Annotated in this window: 16 protein-coding genes; 5 read left to right on the top strand and 11 right to left on the bottom strand. The window is 62.7% G+C overall.

Features of this window, described 5'->3' with window-relative positions; translation table 11 throughout:
- Positions 1-125 precede the first annotated feature (125 nt).
- The gene (locus tag IB279_RS19760; protein WP_192339597.1) at positions 126-2330 is read left to right on the top strand and encodes a TonB-dependent siderophore receptor; all 2205 of its coding nucleotides are present in this window, start codon (positions 126-128) and stop codon (positions 2328-2330) included.
- A gap of 197 nt (positions 2331-2527) precedes the next feature.
- Here the strand turns inward: IB279_RS19760 and IB279_RS19755 are convergent, their stop codons facing one another.
- From IB279_RS19755 to IB279_RS19745, 3 genes are all read right to left on the bottom strand, one after another.
- On the bottom strand, positions 2528-3010 hold the full coding sequence (locus IB279_RS19755) for a heme-binding protein (protein ID WP_192339595.1): 483 nt from the start codon (positions 3008-3010) through the stop codon (positions 2528-2530).
- Between the two features lie 88 nt (positions 3011-3098).
- Positions 3099-3707 (bottom strand): response regulator transcription factor, encoded by a 609-nt coding sequence (locus tag IB279_RS19750; protein WP_034790631.1) that lies wholly within the window; start codon positions 3705-3707, stop codon positions 3099-3101.
- The gene (locus IB279_RS19745) at positions 3704-5104 is read right to left on the bottom strand and encodes an ATP-binding protein (RefSeq protein WP_309142303.1); all 1401 of its coding nucleotides are present in this window, start codon (positions 5102-5104) and stop codon (positions 3704-3706) included. The genes IB279_RS19750 and IB279_RS19745 overlap by 4 nt, the downstream gene beginning before the upstream one ends.
- On the opposite strand from IB279_RS19745, the gene IB279_RS37270 reads away from it, so the two are divergent.
- On the top strand, positions 5096-5242 hold the full coding sequence (locus IB279_RS37270; protein WP_246802048.1) for a hypothetical protein: 147 nt from the start codon (positions 5096-5098) through the stop codon (positions 5240-5242). The two genes, IB279_RS19745 and IB279_RS37270, sit on opposite strands and share 9 nt — an antisense overlap.
- A 163-nt stretch (positions 5243-5405) precedes the next feature.
- Here IB279_RS37270 and IB279_RS19740 read toward each other — a convergent pair whose 3' ends face one another.
- The 4 genes from IB279_RS19740 to IB279_RS19725 form a co-directional block, all read right to left on the bottom strand.
- Entirely contained in the window at positions 5406-5867 is a 462-nt protein-coding gene (locus tag IB279_RS19740; RefSeq protein ID WP_060583490.1) for a MaoC family dehydratase, read from the bottom strand.
- Positions 5868-5897: 30 nt separating this feature from the next.
- Positions 5898-7490 (bottom strand): DHA2 family efflux MFS transporter permease subunit, encoded by a 1593-nt coding sequence (locus tag IB279_RS19735; RefSeq protein WP_089044888.1) that lies wholly within the window; start codon positions 7488-7490, stop codon positions 5898-5900.
- Positions 7491-7560: 70 nt separating this feature from the next.
- Positions 7561-8763 (bottom strand): HlyD family secretion protein, encoded by a 1203-nt coding sequence (locus IB279_RS19730; RefSeq protein ID WP_060583493.1) that lies wholly within the window; start codon positions 8761-8763, stop codon positions 7561-7563.
- 297 nt (positions 8764-9060) lie between these two features.
- Positions 9061-9957, bottom strand: coding sequence for a LysR family transcriptional regulator (locus tag IB279_RS19725; RefSeq protein WP_113187725.1), 897 nt, complete (start codon positions 9955-9957; stop codon positions 9061-9063).
- 116 nt (positions 9958-10073) lie between these two features.
- Between IB279_RS19725 and IB279_RS19720 the strand changes: the two genes are divergently transcribed.
- Both IB279_RS19720 and IB279_RS19715 read left to right on the top strand, forming a co-directional pair.
- Positions 10074-11060 (top strand): cyclase family protein, encoded by a 987-nt coding sequence (locus IB279_RS19720; RefSeq protein ID WP_060583494.1) that lies wholly within the window; start codon positions 10074-10076, stop codon positions 11058-11060.
- A gap of 193 nt (positions 11061-11253) precedes the next feature.
- Positions 11254-11865, top strand: coding sequence for an NUDIX domain-containing protein (locus tag IB279_RS19715; RefSeq protein WP_060610594.1), 612 nt, complete (start codon positions 11254-11256; stop codon positions 11863-11865).
- A 77-nt stretch (positions 11866-11942) separates the two neighbouring features.
- Here IB279_RS19715 and ilvD read toward each other — a convergent pair whose 3' ends face one another.
- Positions 11943-13613 carry a dihydroxy-acid dehydratase gene (ilvD, locus tag IB279_RS19710; protein ID WP_060610597.1) on the bottom strand — a complete coding sequence of 557 codons (1671 nt, stop codon included), beginning with the start codon at positions 13611-13613 and terminating at the stop codon, positions 11943-11945.
- Positions 13614-13713: 100 nt separating this feature from the next.
- Here ilvD and IB279_RS19705 point away from each other — a divergent pair, with 100 nt between their 5' ends.
- Positions 13714-14637, top strand: a complete 924-nt coding sequence (locus IB279_RS19705) for a LysR family transcriptional regulator (protein WP_034790818.1) — start codon at positions 13714-13716, stop codon at positions 14635-14637.
- A 68-nt stretch (positions 14638-14705) separates the two neighbouring features.
- On the opposite strand, the gene IB279_RS19700 is transcribed toward IB279_RS19705, so the two are convergent.
- The 3 genes from IB279_RS19700 to IB279_RS19690 are packed head-to-tail and all read right to left on the bottom strand — an operon-like array spanning position 14706 to position 17126.
- Positions 14706-15632: a U32 family peptidase gene (locus IB279_RS19700; RefSeq protein WP_090297290.1), complete on the bottom strand. Its 927-nt coding sequence runs from the start codon at positions 15630-15632 to the stop codon at positions 14706-14708.
- Positions 15633-15639: 7 nt separating this feature from the next.
- Positions 15640-16617 (bottom strand): peptidase U32 family protein, encoded by a 978-nt coding sequence (locus IB279_RS19695; protein WP_034790618.1) that lies wholly within the window; start codon positions 16615-16617, stop codon positions 15640-15642.
- Entirely contained in the window at positions 16608-17126 is a 519-nt protein-coding gene (locus IB279_RS19690) for an SCP2 domain-containing protein (RefSeq protein ID WP_034790616.1), read from the bottom strand. The genes IB279_RS19695 and IB279_RS19690 overlap by 10 nt, the downstream gene beginning before the upstream one ends.
- Between the last annotated feature and the right edge of the window lie 20 nt (positions 17127-17146).

Below are 17146 nucleotides of genomic sequence, written 5' to 3'. Positions count from 1 at the left end.
CGTTCAATTTCCGCTGATCGCGACAAGAGCCACCGCAATAGTTGATATAAACACTCATCTTATTAGAGGGTGTAAGCCGCGCCGCCTGTAAGGCACTGCGGTGGTTCGGGTGAGATGGCAGACAGATGATGGTAAGAGGCAAGGCAGTACCGCTGACGGAGTGGCTGGCAAGCGGGGTCGCCGCCATTGCGGTTCTGGCCACCGGCGCGGCAATGGCGCAGGATGCGCCGGCGACAAGGCTGGAAACGATCGAGGCGACCGGCGCGAGGACGGAGAACGACGCCACAGGTCCGGTCGACGGCTATGTCGCCAAGGCGACGACGACCGGCTCGAAATCCGCAACTCCGATCGCTGAGATCCCGCAGAGCGTTTCCGTCGTCGGACGCGAGGAGCTTGACGACCGCGGCGTCGTCAACAAGGTCGACGAAGCGCTGCGCTACACGCCGGGCGTGATGGCCGAGCCCTTCGGCGTCGATCCGGATACCGACTGGTTCTACATCCGCGGCTTCGACGCGACGCAAACCGGCGTGTTCCTCGACGGCCTCAACCTCTTCTCCTACGGCTTTGGCGGGTTCCAGATCGATCCCTTCATGCTGGAACGTGTCGAGGTGCTGAAAGGTCCGGCTTCGGTGCTTTATGGCGGCGCCAATCCGGGCGGGATCGTCAGCCTCATCAGCAAGCGGCCGACGGGGGAAAACTCCGCCTATGTCGAGACCGGCATCAACAACAACGGCAATGCCTTCCTCGGGATTGACGTGAACCGGCAGCTGGACGACGCAATCAACTATCGCGTCACCGGCAAGATCTCAGGTGGCGACAACTATGTGGACCATTCGGAGGATCTGCGCGGCTTCATCCTGCCGCAGATCACCTATCAGCCCGACGATGCGACCAGCTTGACCGTCTACGGCCTGCTGCAGGGGCTCGATCAGGTTCATACCGGTGGCGGCTTCCTGCCCTATGTCGGCTCGGTCGTCGATGCGCCCTTCGGCAAGATCGACCGCAATGCCTTCTTTGGCGAGCCGGACATCGATACCGGAACTTATGTGCAGCAGATGCTCGGCTACGAATTCAAGCACGAGTTCGACAGCGGCTGGCAGTTCAGTCAGAACCTTCGCTACGGTCATCTCTACAAGCACGAGAACGGGCCTTACACCTACGGCTACTACGATCCGAGCCTTCCTTTTCCGGTTTCGAACACGCCGGCGACCCCCGACAACCTGCTTTATCGCCTCGGCTTCGAGGCGACGTCGAAGGTCGATACGTTCGCCGTCGACAACCGGCTCGAAGGCGAGTTCGAGACGGGAGCGCTCGAGCATACGCTGCTCGTCGGCCTCGACTACAAGTTCTTCCGGCTGGACCACGTCCAGGCGTCGTCGGCGGGAACGCCGATCAGCGCTACTGATCCGGTCTATGGCGCGCCGCAACCCGCGAACGCCATCTACATCAACCAGGTGATCACACAGCAGCAGATCGGCGTCTACGCGCAGGACCAGATCCGCTTTGGCGACGGCTGGCTCGTCACGCTCAACGGCCGTTACGACTATGTCGACACCAAGACCGACAACGGGCCGACCTTCTGGGCGCCGACCCAGAATTCGAGTTTCGACTACAGCGAAGGCGCGCTTAGCGGCCGCGCCGGCCTTGCCTATGAATTCGACAACGGCCTCACCCCTTACGTCAGCGCCGCGACCTTCTTCAATCCGGTCGTGGCGGTAACGGTGACCGGCAACACCAAGCCGGAAGAGGGTGAGCAGTTCGAGGCCGGGATCAAGTACGAACCGACCTTTTTTGATGGCGTGCTGACGGCGTCCATCTACCAGCTGACCAAGCGCAACGCTCTCGTCACCGATCCGCTGACCAGCATCTCGACCCAGACCGGCGAAGTGCGTTCCCGCGGCATCGAGTTTGAGGGCAAGGTCAATCTCGACGAAAGCTGGAAGCTGATTGCGGGCCTCGATTTCATGGATATCGAGGTGACCGAGGACGCAAACCGTGCGCTGATCGGCAAGTCGCCCTATCTCGTCCCCGATACGCAGGCTTCGCTGTGGCTCGACTACACGGTGCAGCAGGGCGCGCTGGAAGGCCTCAGCCTCGGCGCCGGCGTGCGCTATCGCGGCGAGAGCTGGGCGGACAAGGAAAATACCGCGAAGGTGCCGGCGTCGACCGTCTTCGACGCAGCACTGCGCTACGAGAAGGACGGCTGGGGCGCTGCCCTCAATGTCACCAACCTGTTCGACAAGCACTATGTCAGCGGCTGCAATGGCCTGCTTGTTTGCGGATATGGCGATGCGCGTACGGTCACGTTGAAGCTCAGCAAGACCTGGTGAGATCGTTCGGCTGATCGATGACCTGCTAAAGCAAACAGGGCGCTCGACCCGTGCCGGGGAGCGCCCTGTTTTTAACCCGGAGTGCCGCTATCGCACGCCAAAAGGCGCCGACGGCTGAGAGCTCTCGAAACGGGTAGTGGCCTTTAAATGGAGAGGCCCGCCGCCTTTTCAAGGGCGAGAGCCCCCCTTGGAGCGAATTACTTCGCGCCGATTGCAGCAAGGCCTGATATCGCGCAGTTTGCGTCAACGTCGCCCGACGGCGCACCGCCGACACCGATGCCGCCGACGAGCGCCTTGCCGAACTTGATCGGCACGCCGCCGGCCTGGATGACCATGCGTGCGTCCATGTCGCGGAGACCTTCATTGGCGGGCTTGGAAGCGATGAATTCGCCGAGGCCAGCCGTGTCGCGCCCCATGGCCGCCGAGGTGAAGGCCTTGCCCTGGGCGCTGTTTCCGGTGTGCGGACCGGAATTGTCGGCCTTCAGCAGCACCTTGGTCGAACCGTCCCGTGCAACGACCGCGACGCTGACATTGTGGCCTTCGGCGGCGCATGCCTTCAGCGCTGCGTCGGCCGCCTTGACGGCCATGTCGAGCGGCAGGTAGGCGGCGGTCGGAAGCTCCTGGGCGGTGGCGGCAACGGGAGCGAGAAGAGCTGCTGCAAGCACGATATTGCGGATCATCAATGGGTTCCTTTCCTGTTGATATGGAAAGGTTATTGCGGGACGCCGCCCATCGATATTCGTAGCTCTTCCATCACCATCCGTAGTTCTACGGAGTTTGCGTCCCTTCGAGCCAGATGCGGGTCATCTCCGCCTGCGAGGTGCTGCCGAGCTTGGCGCCGATCGCCGCGCGATGGCTTTCCACCGTTCGCGGCGAGAGCCCGAGCCCCTCGGCGATCTGGCGGGTGGTGAAACCTGCAGCGATGCGATCGAGAACCTCGCGCTCACGCTGCGTGAGCGCTGCCAACAGAGCAAGAGTTTCCGCCTTTTCCGCCCGTGCCTGCATCGTACGCACCAGTATTTCCTGCCCCTTGTGGATCGCGTCGATCAGGTCCTCTTCGTCTATGGGCTTGGAGAGAAAGTCGATGGCGCCGTTGCGGAAGGCGCGCCGGCAAGCTTCGATATCGCCATGGCCGGAAATGACGATTGTCGGCCAGTCCACGCCATTTTCGCGGAGCTTTTCCTGCAGCTTCAGCCCGGAGATCGCCGGCATGCGGATGTCGAGGATCAGGCAACCCGGCTCAAGGCGCGACAATTGCCCGAGAAAAGCCTGCGGATCGGCGAAGGGGATGACCTTGATGCCGACCGTCGAGAGCAGCAGGCCGAGCGCGCGGCGGACCGCATCGTCGTCGTCGACGAGATAGACGGGAACGGTCATTGTGTCTCTTCCAGACGGGCTCGCGCCTTGGGCAGTGTCACCCGGAAGGTGGCGCCCTCGTCGCCGGCCACCAATGTAATCTCGCCGCCGACGCGTTCCACCAGGCGTTGGCTGAGGGCGAGGCCAAGTCCCGTGCCCCCCGCCCGCGTCGTCATGAACGGGGTGAAAAGGCGCGGGCGCAAGGCTTCGGGAATACCTGGGCCATTGTCGACGACATCGAAAACCACTATGGAGTCTTCTTGCCTCAAGGTCACGACCACGCCGGGCGCTTCGCCTGCGTGACCGTCAAGTGCTTCCATCGCATTACGCACCAGATTGAAGGCTACCTGCTCGATTTCGACCGGGTCGCCTGTCACGATCACCGGCGTTTCCGGCAGGTGGAACTCCAGCAGGATGCTGCGGGACCGGGCGTCCTGCTCCAGCAGCGCCTCGACATTGCCGAGCGCTCGGCGCAGGTCGAATGCACTCACAGGTACCGCATTCGGCTGCGACCAGTTGCGGAACCGCTCCAGAATACCGGAAGCCCGGCGCGCCTGACTGACGGTATCGTCGAGCACGGAGGCGAGGGCAGCGTGGTTCCCCTGGTTGAGGAGGCGACGCCCGGCTTGAGCCTGCGCGAGGATTGCGGTCAAGGGTTGGTTCAACTCGTGGGCCATGCCGCTTGCCATCTCTCCAAGCGCATTGACCCGTGAGGCATGGCTAAGCCGCGAATCGAGCGCGCTCAGCCGTGCCTGCTGTTCCGCCGCGCGGGTTCGCGCCCGTTGGCGCAAGGCCGCCAAGCCTGCGAGATAGGCGAGCGTCAGGGCGACGAACGTCAGGCCAGTCTGTAGGGGCGGAAACATATCGGAGAGACCGATATCCATACCGGTTTCGAGCAAGAGCGGTTGTGACGCGCTGCTGAGCGGCCTGGAGAAGCGGATGGCATTGGGCAGCGTGGCCGGCTGAAGCAGATTGTGCCCGTCCGGCAGCGAAAGCCGGACGGCCGTGCTCGATCGGGACCAGAAAGGCCCGCCATCGCCGATCAGCTTGCCGGCATCGATGGCGAGCATCAACCCGTAGCGCGCCTCGTTCGTGTTGGGGCTGCGCTTGACCATCATGTAATGATCGGGGCGCTGCGGATGCGGCAGAAGCGCAATCCGGCCGTCGGAAGCTTTGGCCGCCGCACGAATGCGCTTGGCCGTCGCCGCATCCAGCGGACCGGTCCCGATCGTCTCTGTCTCCGGATCAAGCGAGACAAGCTGGACTTCATCAATGCGCGGATAGAAGCGGGTAATCGTGCGCGCGACATCCAGGAAGAGATCGTGCCGGCGCCCTTCGGACGCAACCGCCACGGCCGAAAGTGCCGTCAAATGGGCATCGTGCTGATCGGCGCGCTGGGAGGCCAGCCCATGGAGCACGGTACTTTCCTGCTCCAGTTCGGCAACGAGGGACTGTCGCTCACGAGCGCCGAGAGCCACGGCCCCGACAAGCAAGAGAAAACACCAGAGGGCAGCAAGAAAAAAGGGCCGCTCAAGAAACGGACGGTTGTTCGGTAACATTGATCATTCTTGTCATTTGCAGGCTTTCTTGCACAGCCTTCCATTGCTGCTGTCCGGCTGCGCGGGGCGCCTGCCGGGGAAAATACGGTCCCGACGACAGAAAATCCAGAGCGCGTCGCGCGGCGCTACCCCGAAGGATCGCCAAGCACGGCCGGCCGTTTCAGCCCGGCTTGCGCGCGATCACGAGCTTCGCCTTGAGGATCTGCACGACCTCGTTGCGCTGGTTGATCGTCTGGCTGACGACGACGGCGATGCCGCGGTCCGGTTTCGAGCGCGAGGGAATGATCTCGACCACCTCGCTTTCGACACGCAGGGTATCGCCGGGCCGCGTCGGGGCCGGCCAAGTGATGTCTCCGCCCGCGCCGATGAGGCCACCGGCGAAAGGCAGGCCGGTCTCCACGTTCAGCCGCATCGTGACCGCCGCCGTGTGCCACCCGCTTGCGGCCAGGCCCTTGAAGAGCGTGTCACTGGCGGCCGCCTCGTCCAGATGAAACGGCTGCGGGTCGAACTGTGCGGCAAAAGTCTTGATCTGCGCCTCGTCGACCGTATGCGTCGCGCTGGTAAAGCGTTGTCCGACGTGAAGATCCTCCAGATAGAGACGATCCGGTCTGGAACCTTGCATGGGCCTTCCTCCTTCCATCGTATCTTCGAATTAGTGTGCGCCACCCGCGCCGGCGCCGCCGAGTTGGATCTTGCGGGTGAAGAGCAGCGCGATGGCTGCAAGCGCCAGCACGATCCCGATCACCGCGAAGGTATCACTGAAACCGAGGATCAGCGCCTGCCGGCGAACCGTAGCACCGATCACGGCGATCGCCTTGTGCTGTGCGACGGCGGCATCGGTGACGCCATGGGCCATGAAATGCCGCGTCAGATCGCCGATCCGGTCGCGGACTTCGTCGCGATAGACGGTCACCGACTGGCCGATGATGTTCGAGTGAAACTGCTCACGCTTGGTCAGCACCGTCGCAAGGGTGGCCGTGCCGACGGCGCCGCCGAGATTGCGCAGCATGTTCGACAGGCCCGAGGCGGCTGCCGCGTCGTTCGGGGCGATACGGGCGGTGGTGATCACCGTGATCGGCGTCAGCACCAGCGCCTGACCGATGGCGCGTACGATATTCGGGACGAAGAACTGGTCGCCGGCACTGTCGAGCGACAGCGTCGTGTTCATGAAACAGCTGGCCGCGAAGATGCTGATGCCGACGAAACCGATATAGCGCACGTCGAACCGCTTCATCAGCGCCGGCACGAGCGGGATGATGAGAAGCTGCGGCAGCCCGGTCCAGGCAAGCACGAGGCCAATCTGCTCGGCATTGTAGCGCTGCACCTGGCCGAGATACTGCGGCAGGATGTAGACCGTGCCGAACAGGGCGACGCCGACAAGCACGTTGACGAGAACGCCGACCCCGAAATTGCGCTGCTTGAGCAGGCGCAATTGCACCAGCGGCTTTTCGACCTTGAGCTCTATGATGATGAAGGCGATCAGGAACACGGCCGCCGTCAAAGCGAGCTTGACGATGAACGGCGATTGGAACCAGTCGTCCTTGTTGCCTTCCTCCAGAACCGTCTGCAGCGCCGAAAGGCCGATGGCCATGGTAATAATGCCGGCCCAATCGCCCTCCTTGAGCAGGGACAATTGCATCGGCTTCTTCTCAAGGGTGAAGTAGAGCGCAATTACCATCACCAGGCTCGGCGGGGCGTTGACGAAGAAGATCGACTGCCAGCCATAATTCTCGGTGAGATAGCCGCCGATCGTCGGGCCAATCGCCGGGGCGAAGGTGACCGAGAGCGCAAACAGCGCCAGGCCGAGCGGCTGCTGCGCTTTGGGCAGGCGGGTCAACACCATGGTGAAGGCCATCGGAATGAGCACGCCGCCGGCAAAACCCTGCAGACCGCGCAGCGCAATCATCGAGCCTAGATCATGGGCAAACGCACAGGCCGCCGAAAACAGCGGAAACAGGACGGCGTTCGCCAGCATGTAGCGCCGGAACGAGAACACGCGGCTCAAATAATCGGTGAGCGGGATCACGACGATTTCGCCGATGAGATACGAGGTCGATATCCAGGCGCCGTTGTCGACGCCGGTACCGATGCCGCCTTCGATATCGAGCAGTGAGGCGTTGGTGATCTGGATGTTGAGGATCGCCATGAAGGCGCCGATCAGGCCGGCAAGAACGGAAATCCAGGCCGTCGTACTTGCCTTGTCGGGCGACGTTGCTGCGGGCTCACGCACGCCGGGCGAAACCATGGGCATCGTGGTGGTGGACATTGCATCCTCCTGCCAGCCCTTAAAGCTGGGAACGGCGCCTGAGCGTCCTTCAGTTTATGCTTGCCGACACGGCGGCCACCGCCGTTCCTGCGGTTCGGGTGTCGATCGTCGGGTAGACGGACATGCCGGGCCGCAGCACCACGTCGTGCGGACTGTCGCGATTGATCACGATCTTGACGGGGATGCGCTGCACCACCTTGGTGAAGTTTCCCGTCGCATTGTCGGGCGGCAGCAGCGCAAATTCCTGGCCGCTTGCCGGCGAGATGCTGTCGACGTGGCCCTCGAAGACCTGGCCCGGGAAGGTGTCCACCTCTATCGCCACGGTCTGGCCGGGAACGACATCGGCAAGCTGTGTTTCCTTGTAGTTGGCAACGATGTAGGCCGCGTGCGTGGGCACGACTGCCATCAGCTGTGTCCCGGCCTGCACATATTGACCGACGCGCAAGGTGCGGTTGCCGATCACGCCGTCGATCGGTGCTGCGAGCGCGGTGTAGGAGAGGTTGAGCTCGGCCTGATGATCGGCCGCCTTCGCGCTGTCGAGCGCGGCCTTTGCTTGTGCGACTTCGGCTTTGATCACGTCGAGCTGCTTGACCGCGCTTGCGAGCGCTGCCGTGTCGCGCGTCACCGCGGCCCTTGCGGCGGCAATGCGTGAGGCCGCCTGTTGCGCGTTCTGCAGGGTACCGAAGCCTTGCCTTGCGAGCTCCGAATAGCGCCTGTCGTCCTGCTCGGCGAAGGTTTGGTCGGCCTTGTCGGCCTCGACCGTCGCCTTGGCCGAATCGATCACGGATTGCTGTGCGATGAGGGCCGATTGCTTGTTTGCGATATTGGCCTCGGCGGCTTCGACGCCGGCCCTGGTCTGTTCGAGGCTGACTGTGAAGTCCCGATCGTCGATGCGGGCGAGAACCTGTCCGGCCTTGACCTGCTGGTTGTCGGTGACCAGCACCTCGGCGATATGGCCCGAGACCTTTGGGGCAATGGTCGTGCTATCGGCCTTCACATAGGCGTCGTCGGTCGACACCTCGAAGCGACCCGTCGTCCAGTAGGCCCAACCGAAATCGGTCGCGCCGGCGACGGCGGCGATGGCAACGGATGCGAAAAGCACATTGCGAAGCCAGCGCCTGCGGGTTCCGATAGCGTTCGTGGCGATCACAGTCGGGATGACAGGCAGCGTCCGCTGTGCCTCCACGCCGGGCACGGCCTCCATCGTTTTCATAGGCTGGGCATTTTCGATGCTGAATGACTGCTGGCTCATTTCCGGTTCCTTTCACCGGTGCGGCGCGCGTCGAAATGAACGGTTGGCCAAATAAGGAAACTTTATGCTTTCCAAAATATTCGCGCCGCCGATTGCTGTCAAACGAATTTGGAAAGTTTGGCCGTTCCATAATCTGAGCTGTCACCCAGGTAACATGATTACGAGGCGTTCGCGATCGACGGCGCCCGCGCCATCTTCAGTTGGCCGAACATGACCGCTATCTCAATGCGGCTACCGGGGCGCATATTCCGCGTGAACCTCACGACCCGGTTCTGAGGTATTTGTCACGCCGAGCCCTTAAAGCCCGGCCTGTCGCATCTCGCTTGCCAGAAACTCGGTGAAGGCCTTCACCTTCGGCAGCAACAGCCGATTGGTAGGATAGACCGCGTAGATGCCGCGTTCGGCGAGCTTGTGACCAGGCAGCACCTGGCAGAGCTTGCCCTCGGCAAGCAACGGCGTGGCGATGAAGGAGGGCAACACGCCAATGCCGATGCCCGCCTGAATCATTTCGCTGAGCATCAGGCTGTTGTCGGCGACGAAACGTGCCGGCAGGTCGATCATGACGGCGCCGTCAGGCCCTTCCAGCCTCCAGCTGCCGGGCTGGTCGGCCAGGCGATAGGTGAGGCAATGGTGGCTCTTGAGATCGGCAACGGTCGCGGGCGTGCCATTGTCTGCGAGATAGGCCGGGGCGGCGCAGATGACTTGGCCAATGTCGCCGAGCCGCCGGGCGATCAGCGATGAATCCGTCAGAGCCGCGCGCACCCGGATGGAAACGTCAAAGCCTTCCGAAACGACGTCGAGCACGTGGTCGTCGAGCGTCATGTCGACCTTCAATCGCGGATGAAGTGTCATGAAGCGCGCGAGCATCGGCGCAAGCACGGTCAATCCGAAGGAGAGGGGCGCATTGAGCCGGAGCCGGCCGTTGATCTCGCCGGCCTCGCCGGAGGTGGTGCGCTCCAGATGATCGAGCTCGTCGAGAAGCCGGCAGCATTCGGAAAAATAGGCGCGTCCGTTTTCCGACAGGCTCATGCGCCGGGTCGTGCGCACGATGAGCACGGCCCCGAGCCGTTCTTCCAGTTGCCGGACCTGCTTGCTGATCGACGCGTTCGACTGTCCGAGCTCCTCCGCCGCCTTGTTGAAGCTCTGAAGTTCGATGACGCGGCGGAACGAACGCATGGCGGCCAGCAGATCCATATTTTCTCCAGAGTAAATTATATTTTCAATTCATCGCTGATTATTCTCTTCAGCGCCAGCAATAAGGTGAGCCCAGCTTCCTGATATCGCGGGAAGACCAGAAGAAGGAGTTCATCATGTTCAACACCGCAGTCCTGGAGCGTGTCTTGGTCGCTTCTCTCGTCGCCAGCCTCGTCGGCGGCCCGGCCTTCGCGCAGGAGGTCGGCAAGAGCCCGTGGGGGCCGAAGGACGAGATCGGGCGCCTCAACCTCATCACGCCGGATTCCCGCGCCGCCATTTTGTCGCGGATCGAGGGGAGCAAGTCCTACGACCTCGCGGTCGAGTATTTCATCGGCATGCCCAGCTGGGAGGCGGCCGGGGACCCGCCCTACCAGATGTGGATGACGCACACGCCGAATGGCACCCTGGTCTCCGATCCGATGAAGGTCGGCAAGGAGATGAACGCCCATGTCAGCTACACCGGCTCGGCGGTTTCTATGTATGCCCACATGGGTACCCACATTGACGCGCTCAATCACTTCGGCCTGAACGGCAAGATCTGGAATGGCTATGCCGCTGCCGATCACCTCGGGGACCAGGGTTGGACCATCACCGGCGCCGAAAAGCTGCCGCCGATCGTCGCGCGCGGCGTGATGATCGACGTCGCGGCAGCCAAAGGCATGCAGATGCTGCCCGACAACTACCGGATCACGCGCAAGGATCTCGAAGACGCGCTGAAAAGCCAGGGCGTGACGCTGGCGGAGGGCGATGTCGCCTTGATCCGCACGGGTCGCATGCAGAACTACGAAGACAAGTCCGCCTATATGAGCAACCCTCCCGGCCTCAGCATCGACGCGGCAAAGTTCCTCGTCGAGGACGGCGGCGCCATGGTGGTGGGCGCAGATAACCTGAGCTTCGAAGCCTTCCCGGCCGAAACGGAAAACAACTACATTCCCGTTCACACCTACCTGCTCGCGCAGCAAGGCGCTCCGATCATTGAGCTCATCAATCTCGAACAACTGTCCAAGGACAGGGTCTACGAGTTTGCCTTCGTCGGCGCGTCGTTGAAGTTCCGTGGCGCCGACGCAGCTCCGATCCGGCCGGTCGCCTTCCCGTTGCGATAGGCGGATGCCGATAGACCATAATCGGCTGACCCGAGTGCCGCGGGATTGACCCCACGGCACTCGCCGTTTCCGCAACAAACGCCGCCCGATATCCCTGCCGCAGGGCGACGTCCGTACACGAAAAATCTTGACATTGCACGAAAATGCACGAAATTGCCCGACCGCATCACAGCCATTATCAATGGAGGGCAGCATGAGCATTGCACACCGAATTCAAGTGGAAGGCGTCACTATTCTCTCGGACGATTGGTACGTCCTGAAGAAGACCACCTTTTCCTTTCTGCGCGGCGACGGGAGCTGGCAGCGGCAGTCACGGGAAACCTACGATCGCGGCAACGGCGCGACGATCCTGCTCTACGATCCGGTCCGCCGCACCGTGATCCTGACCCGACAGTTTCGCTACCCAGCCTTCGTCAACGGCCATGACGATCTGCTCGTCGAGGCGCCGGCGGGACTGCTCGACAACGCCGAACCGGAAGCGCGCATCCGCGCGGAAACGGAGGAGGAGACGGGCTTTCGCGTGCGCGACGTGCGACAGGTGTTCGACGCCTTCATGAGCCCAGGCTCGGTGACCGAGCGCCTGCATTTCTTCGTTGGCGAGTACCAGCCCGGCGACCGCACATCCCAGGGCGGCGGTAACGAAGACGAAGGCGAGGATATCGCAGTTCTCGAACTTGGCATAGACGAGGCGCTTGCCATGATCCGCTCTGGCGCCATCCGCGATGGCAAGACGATCATGCTTCTGCAGTACGCCGCCTTGAACCTGTTCTCCAACCGAGTACCGGTCGGCAGCGTTGCAGATTGAGGCTGCGGCGCCCACCCGCCTCTGGGTCGGCGTCGATGAACCGGTTTTCCGACGGCTGTCGAAAATACTCAGCAACGTCAGCCGGTGACCGCACCTTCGCTGGCCGGGCGCACCAGGGCCGCATACTTTGCCAGCACGCCGCGCCGATAACGCGGCACAGGCTGGCGCCACAACGCCCGCCGTCGGGCGATCTCGTCTACCGGCAGGTTAAGCTGCAGGAGCCGCTTGCCAGCGTCGATTGTGATCTGGTCACCATCCTCGACGAGGGCGATCGTTCCGCCTTCGAACGCTTCCGGGGAGACATGGCCGACGACCATGCCCCATGTGCCACCGGAAAACCGCCCGTCGGTGACAAGGCCGACGCTCTCGCCGAGACCGCGCCCGATGATCGCCGATGTGGGAGCGAGCATTTCCGGCATGCCCGGTCCGCCCTTCGGGCCGAGATAACGAAGGACGAGGATATCACCTGGCCTTATTGTGTCGGAGAGAATGGCATCCATGGCGGACTGCTCGTCCTCAAAGACCCGCGCCGGACCGGTCATGACGGGGCGCTTGAGCCCGCTGATCTTCGCAACCGCCCCGCCTTCGGCGAGATTGCCATTGAGGATCGCGAGATGTCCTTCGCGATAAAGAGGTGCACTGAGCGGCCGGATGACCTCCTGCTCTGCGGTGGGCCTATCCGGCACGTGCGAGAGTTCCTCTCCGATTGTCCTGCCGGTTATCGTAAGACAATCACCGTAGAGCAGGCCCGCGTTCAACAGGAGTTTCAGTACCTGCGGCACGCCCCCGGCCTTGTGAAGGTCGACGGCCATATAGCGGCCGGACGGCTTCAGGTCGCAGATCACCGGAACCTGGCGACGCACGCGCTCGAAATCCTCCAACGTCCAGTCGACCTCAGCCGCATGCGCGATCGCCAGGTAGTGCAGCACGGCGTTCGTCGAGCCACCCGTCGCCATGACGAGTGTGACTGCGTTTTCAATCGATTGCCGCGTGACGATGTCCCGCGGCCTGATGCCCTTCTTCACGGCATCCACCAGGACGCGTGCCGATTCGACGGTGCTGTCGATCTTCTCCCGGTCGGGATTGGCCATGTTCGACGAGTAGAGCAGGGACATGCCCAGGGCTTCAAACGAGGAACTCATCGTGTTGGCCGTGTACATGCCGCCGCAGGATCCGGTCGTCGGACAGGCATTTCGCTCTATGCCTTCGAAATCCTCCGCGCTCATCTGGCCTGCCATGTAGGCGCCGACGGCCTCGAATGCCGAAACGACCGAGAGGCTCTGCCCCTTCCAGAGACCGGGCTTTATCGTGCCGCCATAGACATAGATGGCCGGGACATTGGCGCGGAGAATGCCGATCATGCCGCCCGGCATGTTCTTGTCGCAGCCGCCGAGCACCAGAACGCCGTCCATCCATTGACCCTGCACCGTCGTCTCGACGCAGTCGGCAATTACCTCACGCGAGACGAGGGAGTATTTCATGCCCTCTGTCCCCATGGACATGCCGTCCGAAATCGTCGGCGTCCCGAATATCTGTGGGTTGGCTCCAGCAGCCTTGATCGCGGCTACGGCCGCGTCCGCGAGTGGCTGCAGCCCGGCATTGCAGGGCGTGATCGTCGAGTGGCCATTGGCAATACCAATCATCGGCTTGGCGAAATCGGCCTTCTTGTATCCGAGCGCATAATACATTGCCCGGTTCGGCGAACGGGCGACGCCTTCTGTAATCTGTCTGGATCGTTGGTTGTGCATCTTGGCCTCCCGAAAGCGAGACCAACCTACTGGCGCGCAAAAGAGTTGTGAAATATATTTATGACGCCAATTTAGGTCGCCGAACATATTAATGAGCAACATGGACCTGAGACAGATTCGCCAGTTCGTGGCGGTTGCCGAGGAACTTCATTTCGGCCGCGCCGCCGAACGCCTCAACATGACGCAACCGCCGCTCAGTCAAGCGATCCAGGCGCTGGAAAGAGAACTCGGATTGCGGCTTTTCGATCGCACCAAACGCGAGGTGAAACTCACGCCCGTCGGCGAGCAATGGTTTGTGCATGCCCGACGCGTTCTGGCAGAGGCGACAGCGCTGCCTGATATCGCGAGAAAGCTTGCACGCGGCGAAATGGGGCTCCTGCGCCTGTCCTTCGTCAGTACTGTCGACTATAGCCTGCTGCCAGCAGCCGTCGGTCGCTTTCGGGCTGCCTATCCAAACGTCGAGCTCTCTCTGCGCGAAGCGACAAGCGACGTGCAGATCGATGCCCTGCTGAGGAGCGAAGTCGATGTCGGCATCGTCATCGCTCCGCCATCCAGTTCGCTGAGCCAAACCCTGAGCTATCGCCCGATCCTTCGCGAACCGCTGATTGCCGCGGTCCCGTCATCCTGGATAGACGAAGGGCGCGACGGCTTCTGCGAGGGGATACTCGAACCTGCCGCGTTCTTCGCCGCGCCACTGATCCTCTTTCCACGGCGGTCCGCGCCGATCTTTCACGACCTTGTTTCGGGCTACTTCGCCGAGCATCGCTCAGCCTTCTCCGTCTTCCAGGAGGCTATACAGATGCAGACGATCATCGGACTCGTGGGCTCCGGGATGGGTGTCGCACTGGTGCCGCAGTCCATGACCAGGCTGCAGCGAGACGGGGTGACCTATCTGCCGCTTTCCGGGCGCGTCCCGACAGTTGAAACTGGCTTGCTTTGGCGCACCAATGATCGGAACGCGGCATGCGCAAACTTTCTCGCTGTCGCCAATGCGTCGGTTCATCAGCCTGCGCAAGCGCTGTAACCGACAGGTGGATCCTGCGAAGGACGCAATTCGCGAATGCGAGGCGATGTATGCGCCTCCTCACCTCGCTAACTTGCTTCGGCGGATATCCATGCCGCTCCTGTCTGACCGTGGTGGAAACCATTGGAAAACGGCCTGTTTGGGTAAACGCCGCCAAGATCCGCCTGTGCTTCACGTGGCCAGCATCGCCCGGCGATGACATCGTCGAAGATGCGGGCCACGGCCGCCATGTCGCAATCCTGCGGCGACAGCCGAACGCGGGAAACGCCGGCGGCGGCAAGCTCTGGCAGTTCCTGCAGCAGCACCTGGCAGGTGTGCGACATGGTCTGTACGCCGTTCAGCGCCAGAAAAGGCTGGCTGTCGAGGGTCTCGACGGTCAGGCCGTCAGGGTCTTCGCCGCAGATGAACTGGCAATTGTCCTTGATCAGCCCCTTGGAGCGGGCATGGGCGCAACGCGCCGAAATCGCCAGCGGTACGCGGCCGAACGCGAAGACCTCGAAGGCGACCCCCGGACTTTCCTCGATAATGCCGCGCACCGACGTCATCGGCAGTTCTGGCGGCAGACAGATGCTCATCGCGCCCCTCGAGGCCAAGAGCCGGGCAGTCGCGCCGTTATAGACGTTGACCAGCGGCCCGATAGAATGCGGCTTGCCGGCAAGCAGGTGCAGCGCGGATAGGTCATTGACCTCGATCGGATGGGCGCTGTCACGCACCAGCCCGCGCACCAACTGGCTTTCACGTTCCAGCGTCACCAGCGCGAGCGAGGCGAGGCTCACCTGCTTGCCGGCATTCTCCAGCCGTTCGATGACCTCGCCGACATGGGGCTCGATGAAATGCAGCCGCTTCGAGCAGACGGCCTCGCCGATCGTGACGTGGGCGATCGGCGCTTCGTCAGCGATGCGGAAATAGAAATCGCGCCATTTGGGGCCATCCCAGAGATAGTAGACCGGGCCGAGGCTCAGGACGGGCTTGGATGGGCTTGTCGATATGGTCATGGGCCGATTACCTCCAGCGCTTTTCGTAGGCGCCTGTTGTCGTCTTCTGGCCTTCGCTGAGCGCCTTCAGCCGCGACACCAATGCGGGCCGCTCGGTGGCGCTGGCGGTCAGTGCCCGCCGCATCACTGACACGACCTCGGCGACATAGGCCTTGCCGCGCTGCCGGCCCTCGATCTTCAGCGCGCTGACGCCGGCGCTGCGCAGGGCATCGATATGGTCCATGACGTCGAGTGAAACCGGGTCCTCGAAGGCGTAGCCGCGGTCCTCCGCAATGTCGAAGCGCCCCTTGCAGAGCGTCGGATAGCCAGCGGCTTCGCCCGCCGGGAAGCGGTTGATAGTGTAATCGCCGAGCTCGGACACCAGCTCGCGTCCGTCCTGGCGATAGCGCACGTGGCTTGCGGGCGAGCAGACACCGTTCATGTTGGGCGACTTGCCCGTGGCGTAGGAAGAGAGCGAACAGCGCCCCTCGGCCATGACACAGAGGCCGCCGAAGGCAAAGACCTCGATCTCGCAATCGATCTGTTTGGCAAGGCGAGCGATGTCGGCGATCGTCAGGGTGCGCGGCAACACAACGCGTTTTGCCGCGAAGGTCTCGACGAGGAAGCGCACGGCGTCGGCATTCGAGGCCGAGGCCTGGACGGAAACGTGCAGCCGCTGCTGCGGATGGCGTTCCACCGTATAAGCCATCAGGCCGAAATCCGCGAGGATGACGGCATCGGCACCAAGTGCCACGGCGTCATCCACCGCCTGATGCCAGAGCGTCTCCTGGCCGGCGCGCATGAAGGTGTTGATCGCAACAAAGGTCATCACCCTGCGCTGCTTGGCATAGGCAATTGCCGTTCGGAGTTCGTCGCGCGAGAAGTTCAAGCCCGGAAAATTGCGGGCGTTCGTCTCGTCGCGAAAGCCGCAATAGACCGCGTCGGCACCGGCATCGACGGCTTCGCGGAAGGCAGCTGGCGTGCCGGCGGGGCAGATCAGTTCCATTGGGGAGCCTCCTCCTTGAGAACGCGGCCAAGCGCACGTTCGCGGATCTTTTCTCCCGCGCGGCGCACGAGCGGGGCCAGCGGTCCGGCCATGTCAGCGAGATCGCTTGGAAGGTCGATCTCGCAGTCGTCGAGTGCGTTGCGCAGCGCCAGCATCGCCTCCATGTCGCCGCTGACGGCAAGATCGCGCGAAAAGAACACGGCGTCGCCGTCGATGCGGCCCTCGAGCAGCGCCAAGAGCAGTACGAGCTCGCCTTCCATGCAGGCATCGGAAACCGGCGTGCGCTCCTTGCGATGTACGGAGATGCGCGGCACGGCCGGTTCGACAAGGAAGCCGATCGGCAGGTCAGACGGCTGGAAGGCGTAGCGCTTGGCTGCATGATCAGCGAGACGGTCGAAGAGGCCCGGATGGCTCGCGATCACATGGGCAAAGACGCGCTGCACCACGCTTTCGATGGCGACGATGGGAACGAAGCTAAGGGGGGCGGTGATCGCGAGCGGAAGTGTCATTTGCTACCTGTGGAGCGTCG

The sequence above is a fragment of the Ensifer sp. ENS06 genome (assembly GCF_014852205.1).
Classification (GTDB): Bacteria; Pseudomonadota; Alphaproteobacteria; order Rhizobiales; family Rhizobiaceae; genus Ensifer; species Ensifer adhaerens.
Note: the sequence above shows the minus strand (reverse complement) of the source record. Positions and strands in the feature narration are given on the sequence as shown.

Excerpts from the sequence above, each read along its gene's own strand:
- IB279_RS19700 (WP_090297290.1), bottom strand. The coding sequence starts at position 15,632 with ATGACCATATCGACAAGCCCATCCAAGCCCGTCCTGAGCCTCGGCCCG.
- IB279_RS19735 (WP_089044888.1), bottom strand. The coding sequence starts at position 7,490 with ATGGTTTCGCCCGGCGTGCGTGAGCCCGCAGCAACGTCGCCCGACAAG.
- IB279_RS19690 (WP_034790616.1), bottom strand. The coding sequence starts at position 17,126 with ATGACACTTCCGCTCGCGATCACCGCCCCCCTTAGCTTCGTTCCCATC.
- IB279_RS19740 (WP_060583490.1), bottom strand. The coding sequence starts at position 5,867 with ATGCAAGGTTCCAGACCGGATCGTCTCTATCTGGAGGATCTTCACGTC.
- IB279_RS19750 (WP_034790631.1), bottom strand. The coding sequence starts at position 3,707 with ATGACCGTTCCCGTCTATCTCGTCGACGACGACGATGCGGTCCGCCGC.
- IB279_RS37270 (WP_246802048.1), top strand. The coding sequence starts at position 5,096 with ATGGAGCACGGTACTTTCCTGCTCCAGTTCGGCAACGAGGGACTGTCG.
- IB279_RS19725 (WP_113187725.1), bottom strand. The coding sequence starts at position 9,957 with ATGGATCTGCTGGCCGCCATGCGTTCGTTCCGCCGCGTCATCGAACTT.
- IB279_RS19715 (WP_060610594.1), top strand. The coding sequence starts at position 11,254 with ATGAGCATTGCACACCGAATTCAAGTGGAAGGCGTCACTATTCTCTCG.
- IB279_RS19755 (WP_192339595.1), bottom strand. The coding sequence starts at position 3,010 with ATGATCCGCAATATCGTGCTTGCAGCAGCTCTTCTCGCTCCCGTTGCC.
- IB279_RS19705 (WP_034790818.1), top strand. The coding sequence starts at position 13,714 with ATGGACCTGAGACAGATTCGCCAGTTCGTGGCGGTTGCCGAGGAACTT.
- IB279_RS19720 (WP_060583494.1), top strand. The coding sequence starts at position 10,074 with ATGTTCAACACCGCAGTCCTGGAGCGTGTCTTGGTCGCTTCTCTCGTC.
- IB279_RS19695 (WP_034790618.1), bottom strand. The coding sequence starts at position 16,617 with ATGGAACTGATCTGCCCCGCCGGCACGCCAGCTGCCTTCCGCGAAGCC.
- IB279_RS19760 (WP_192339597.1), top strand. The coding sequence starts at position 126 with ATGATGGTAAGAGGCAAGGCAGTACCGCTGACGGAGTGGCTGGCAAGC.
- ilvD (WP_060610597.1), bottom strand. The coding sequence starts at position 13,613 with ATGCACAACCAACGATCCAGACAGATTACAGAAGGCGTCGCCCGTTCG.
- IB279_RS19730 (WP_060583493.1), bottom strand. The coding sequence starts at position 8,763 with ATGAGCCAGCAGTCATTCAGCATCGAAAATGCCCAGCCTATGAAAACG.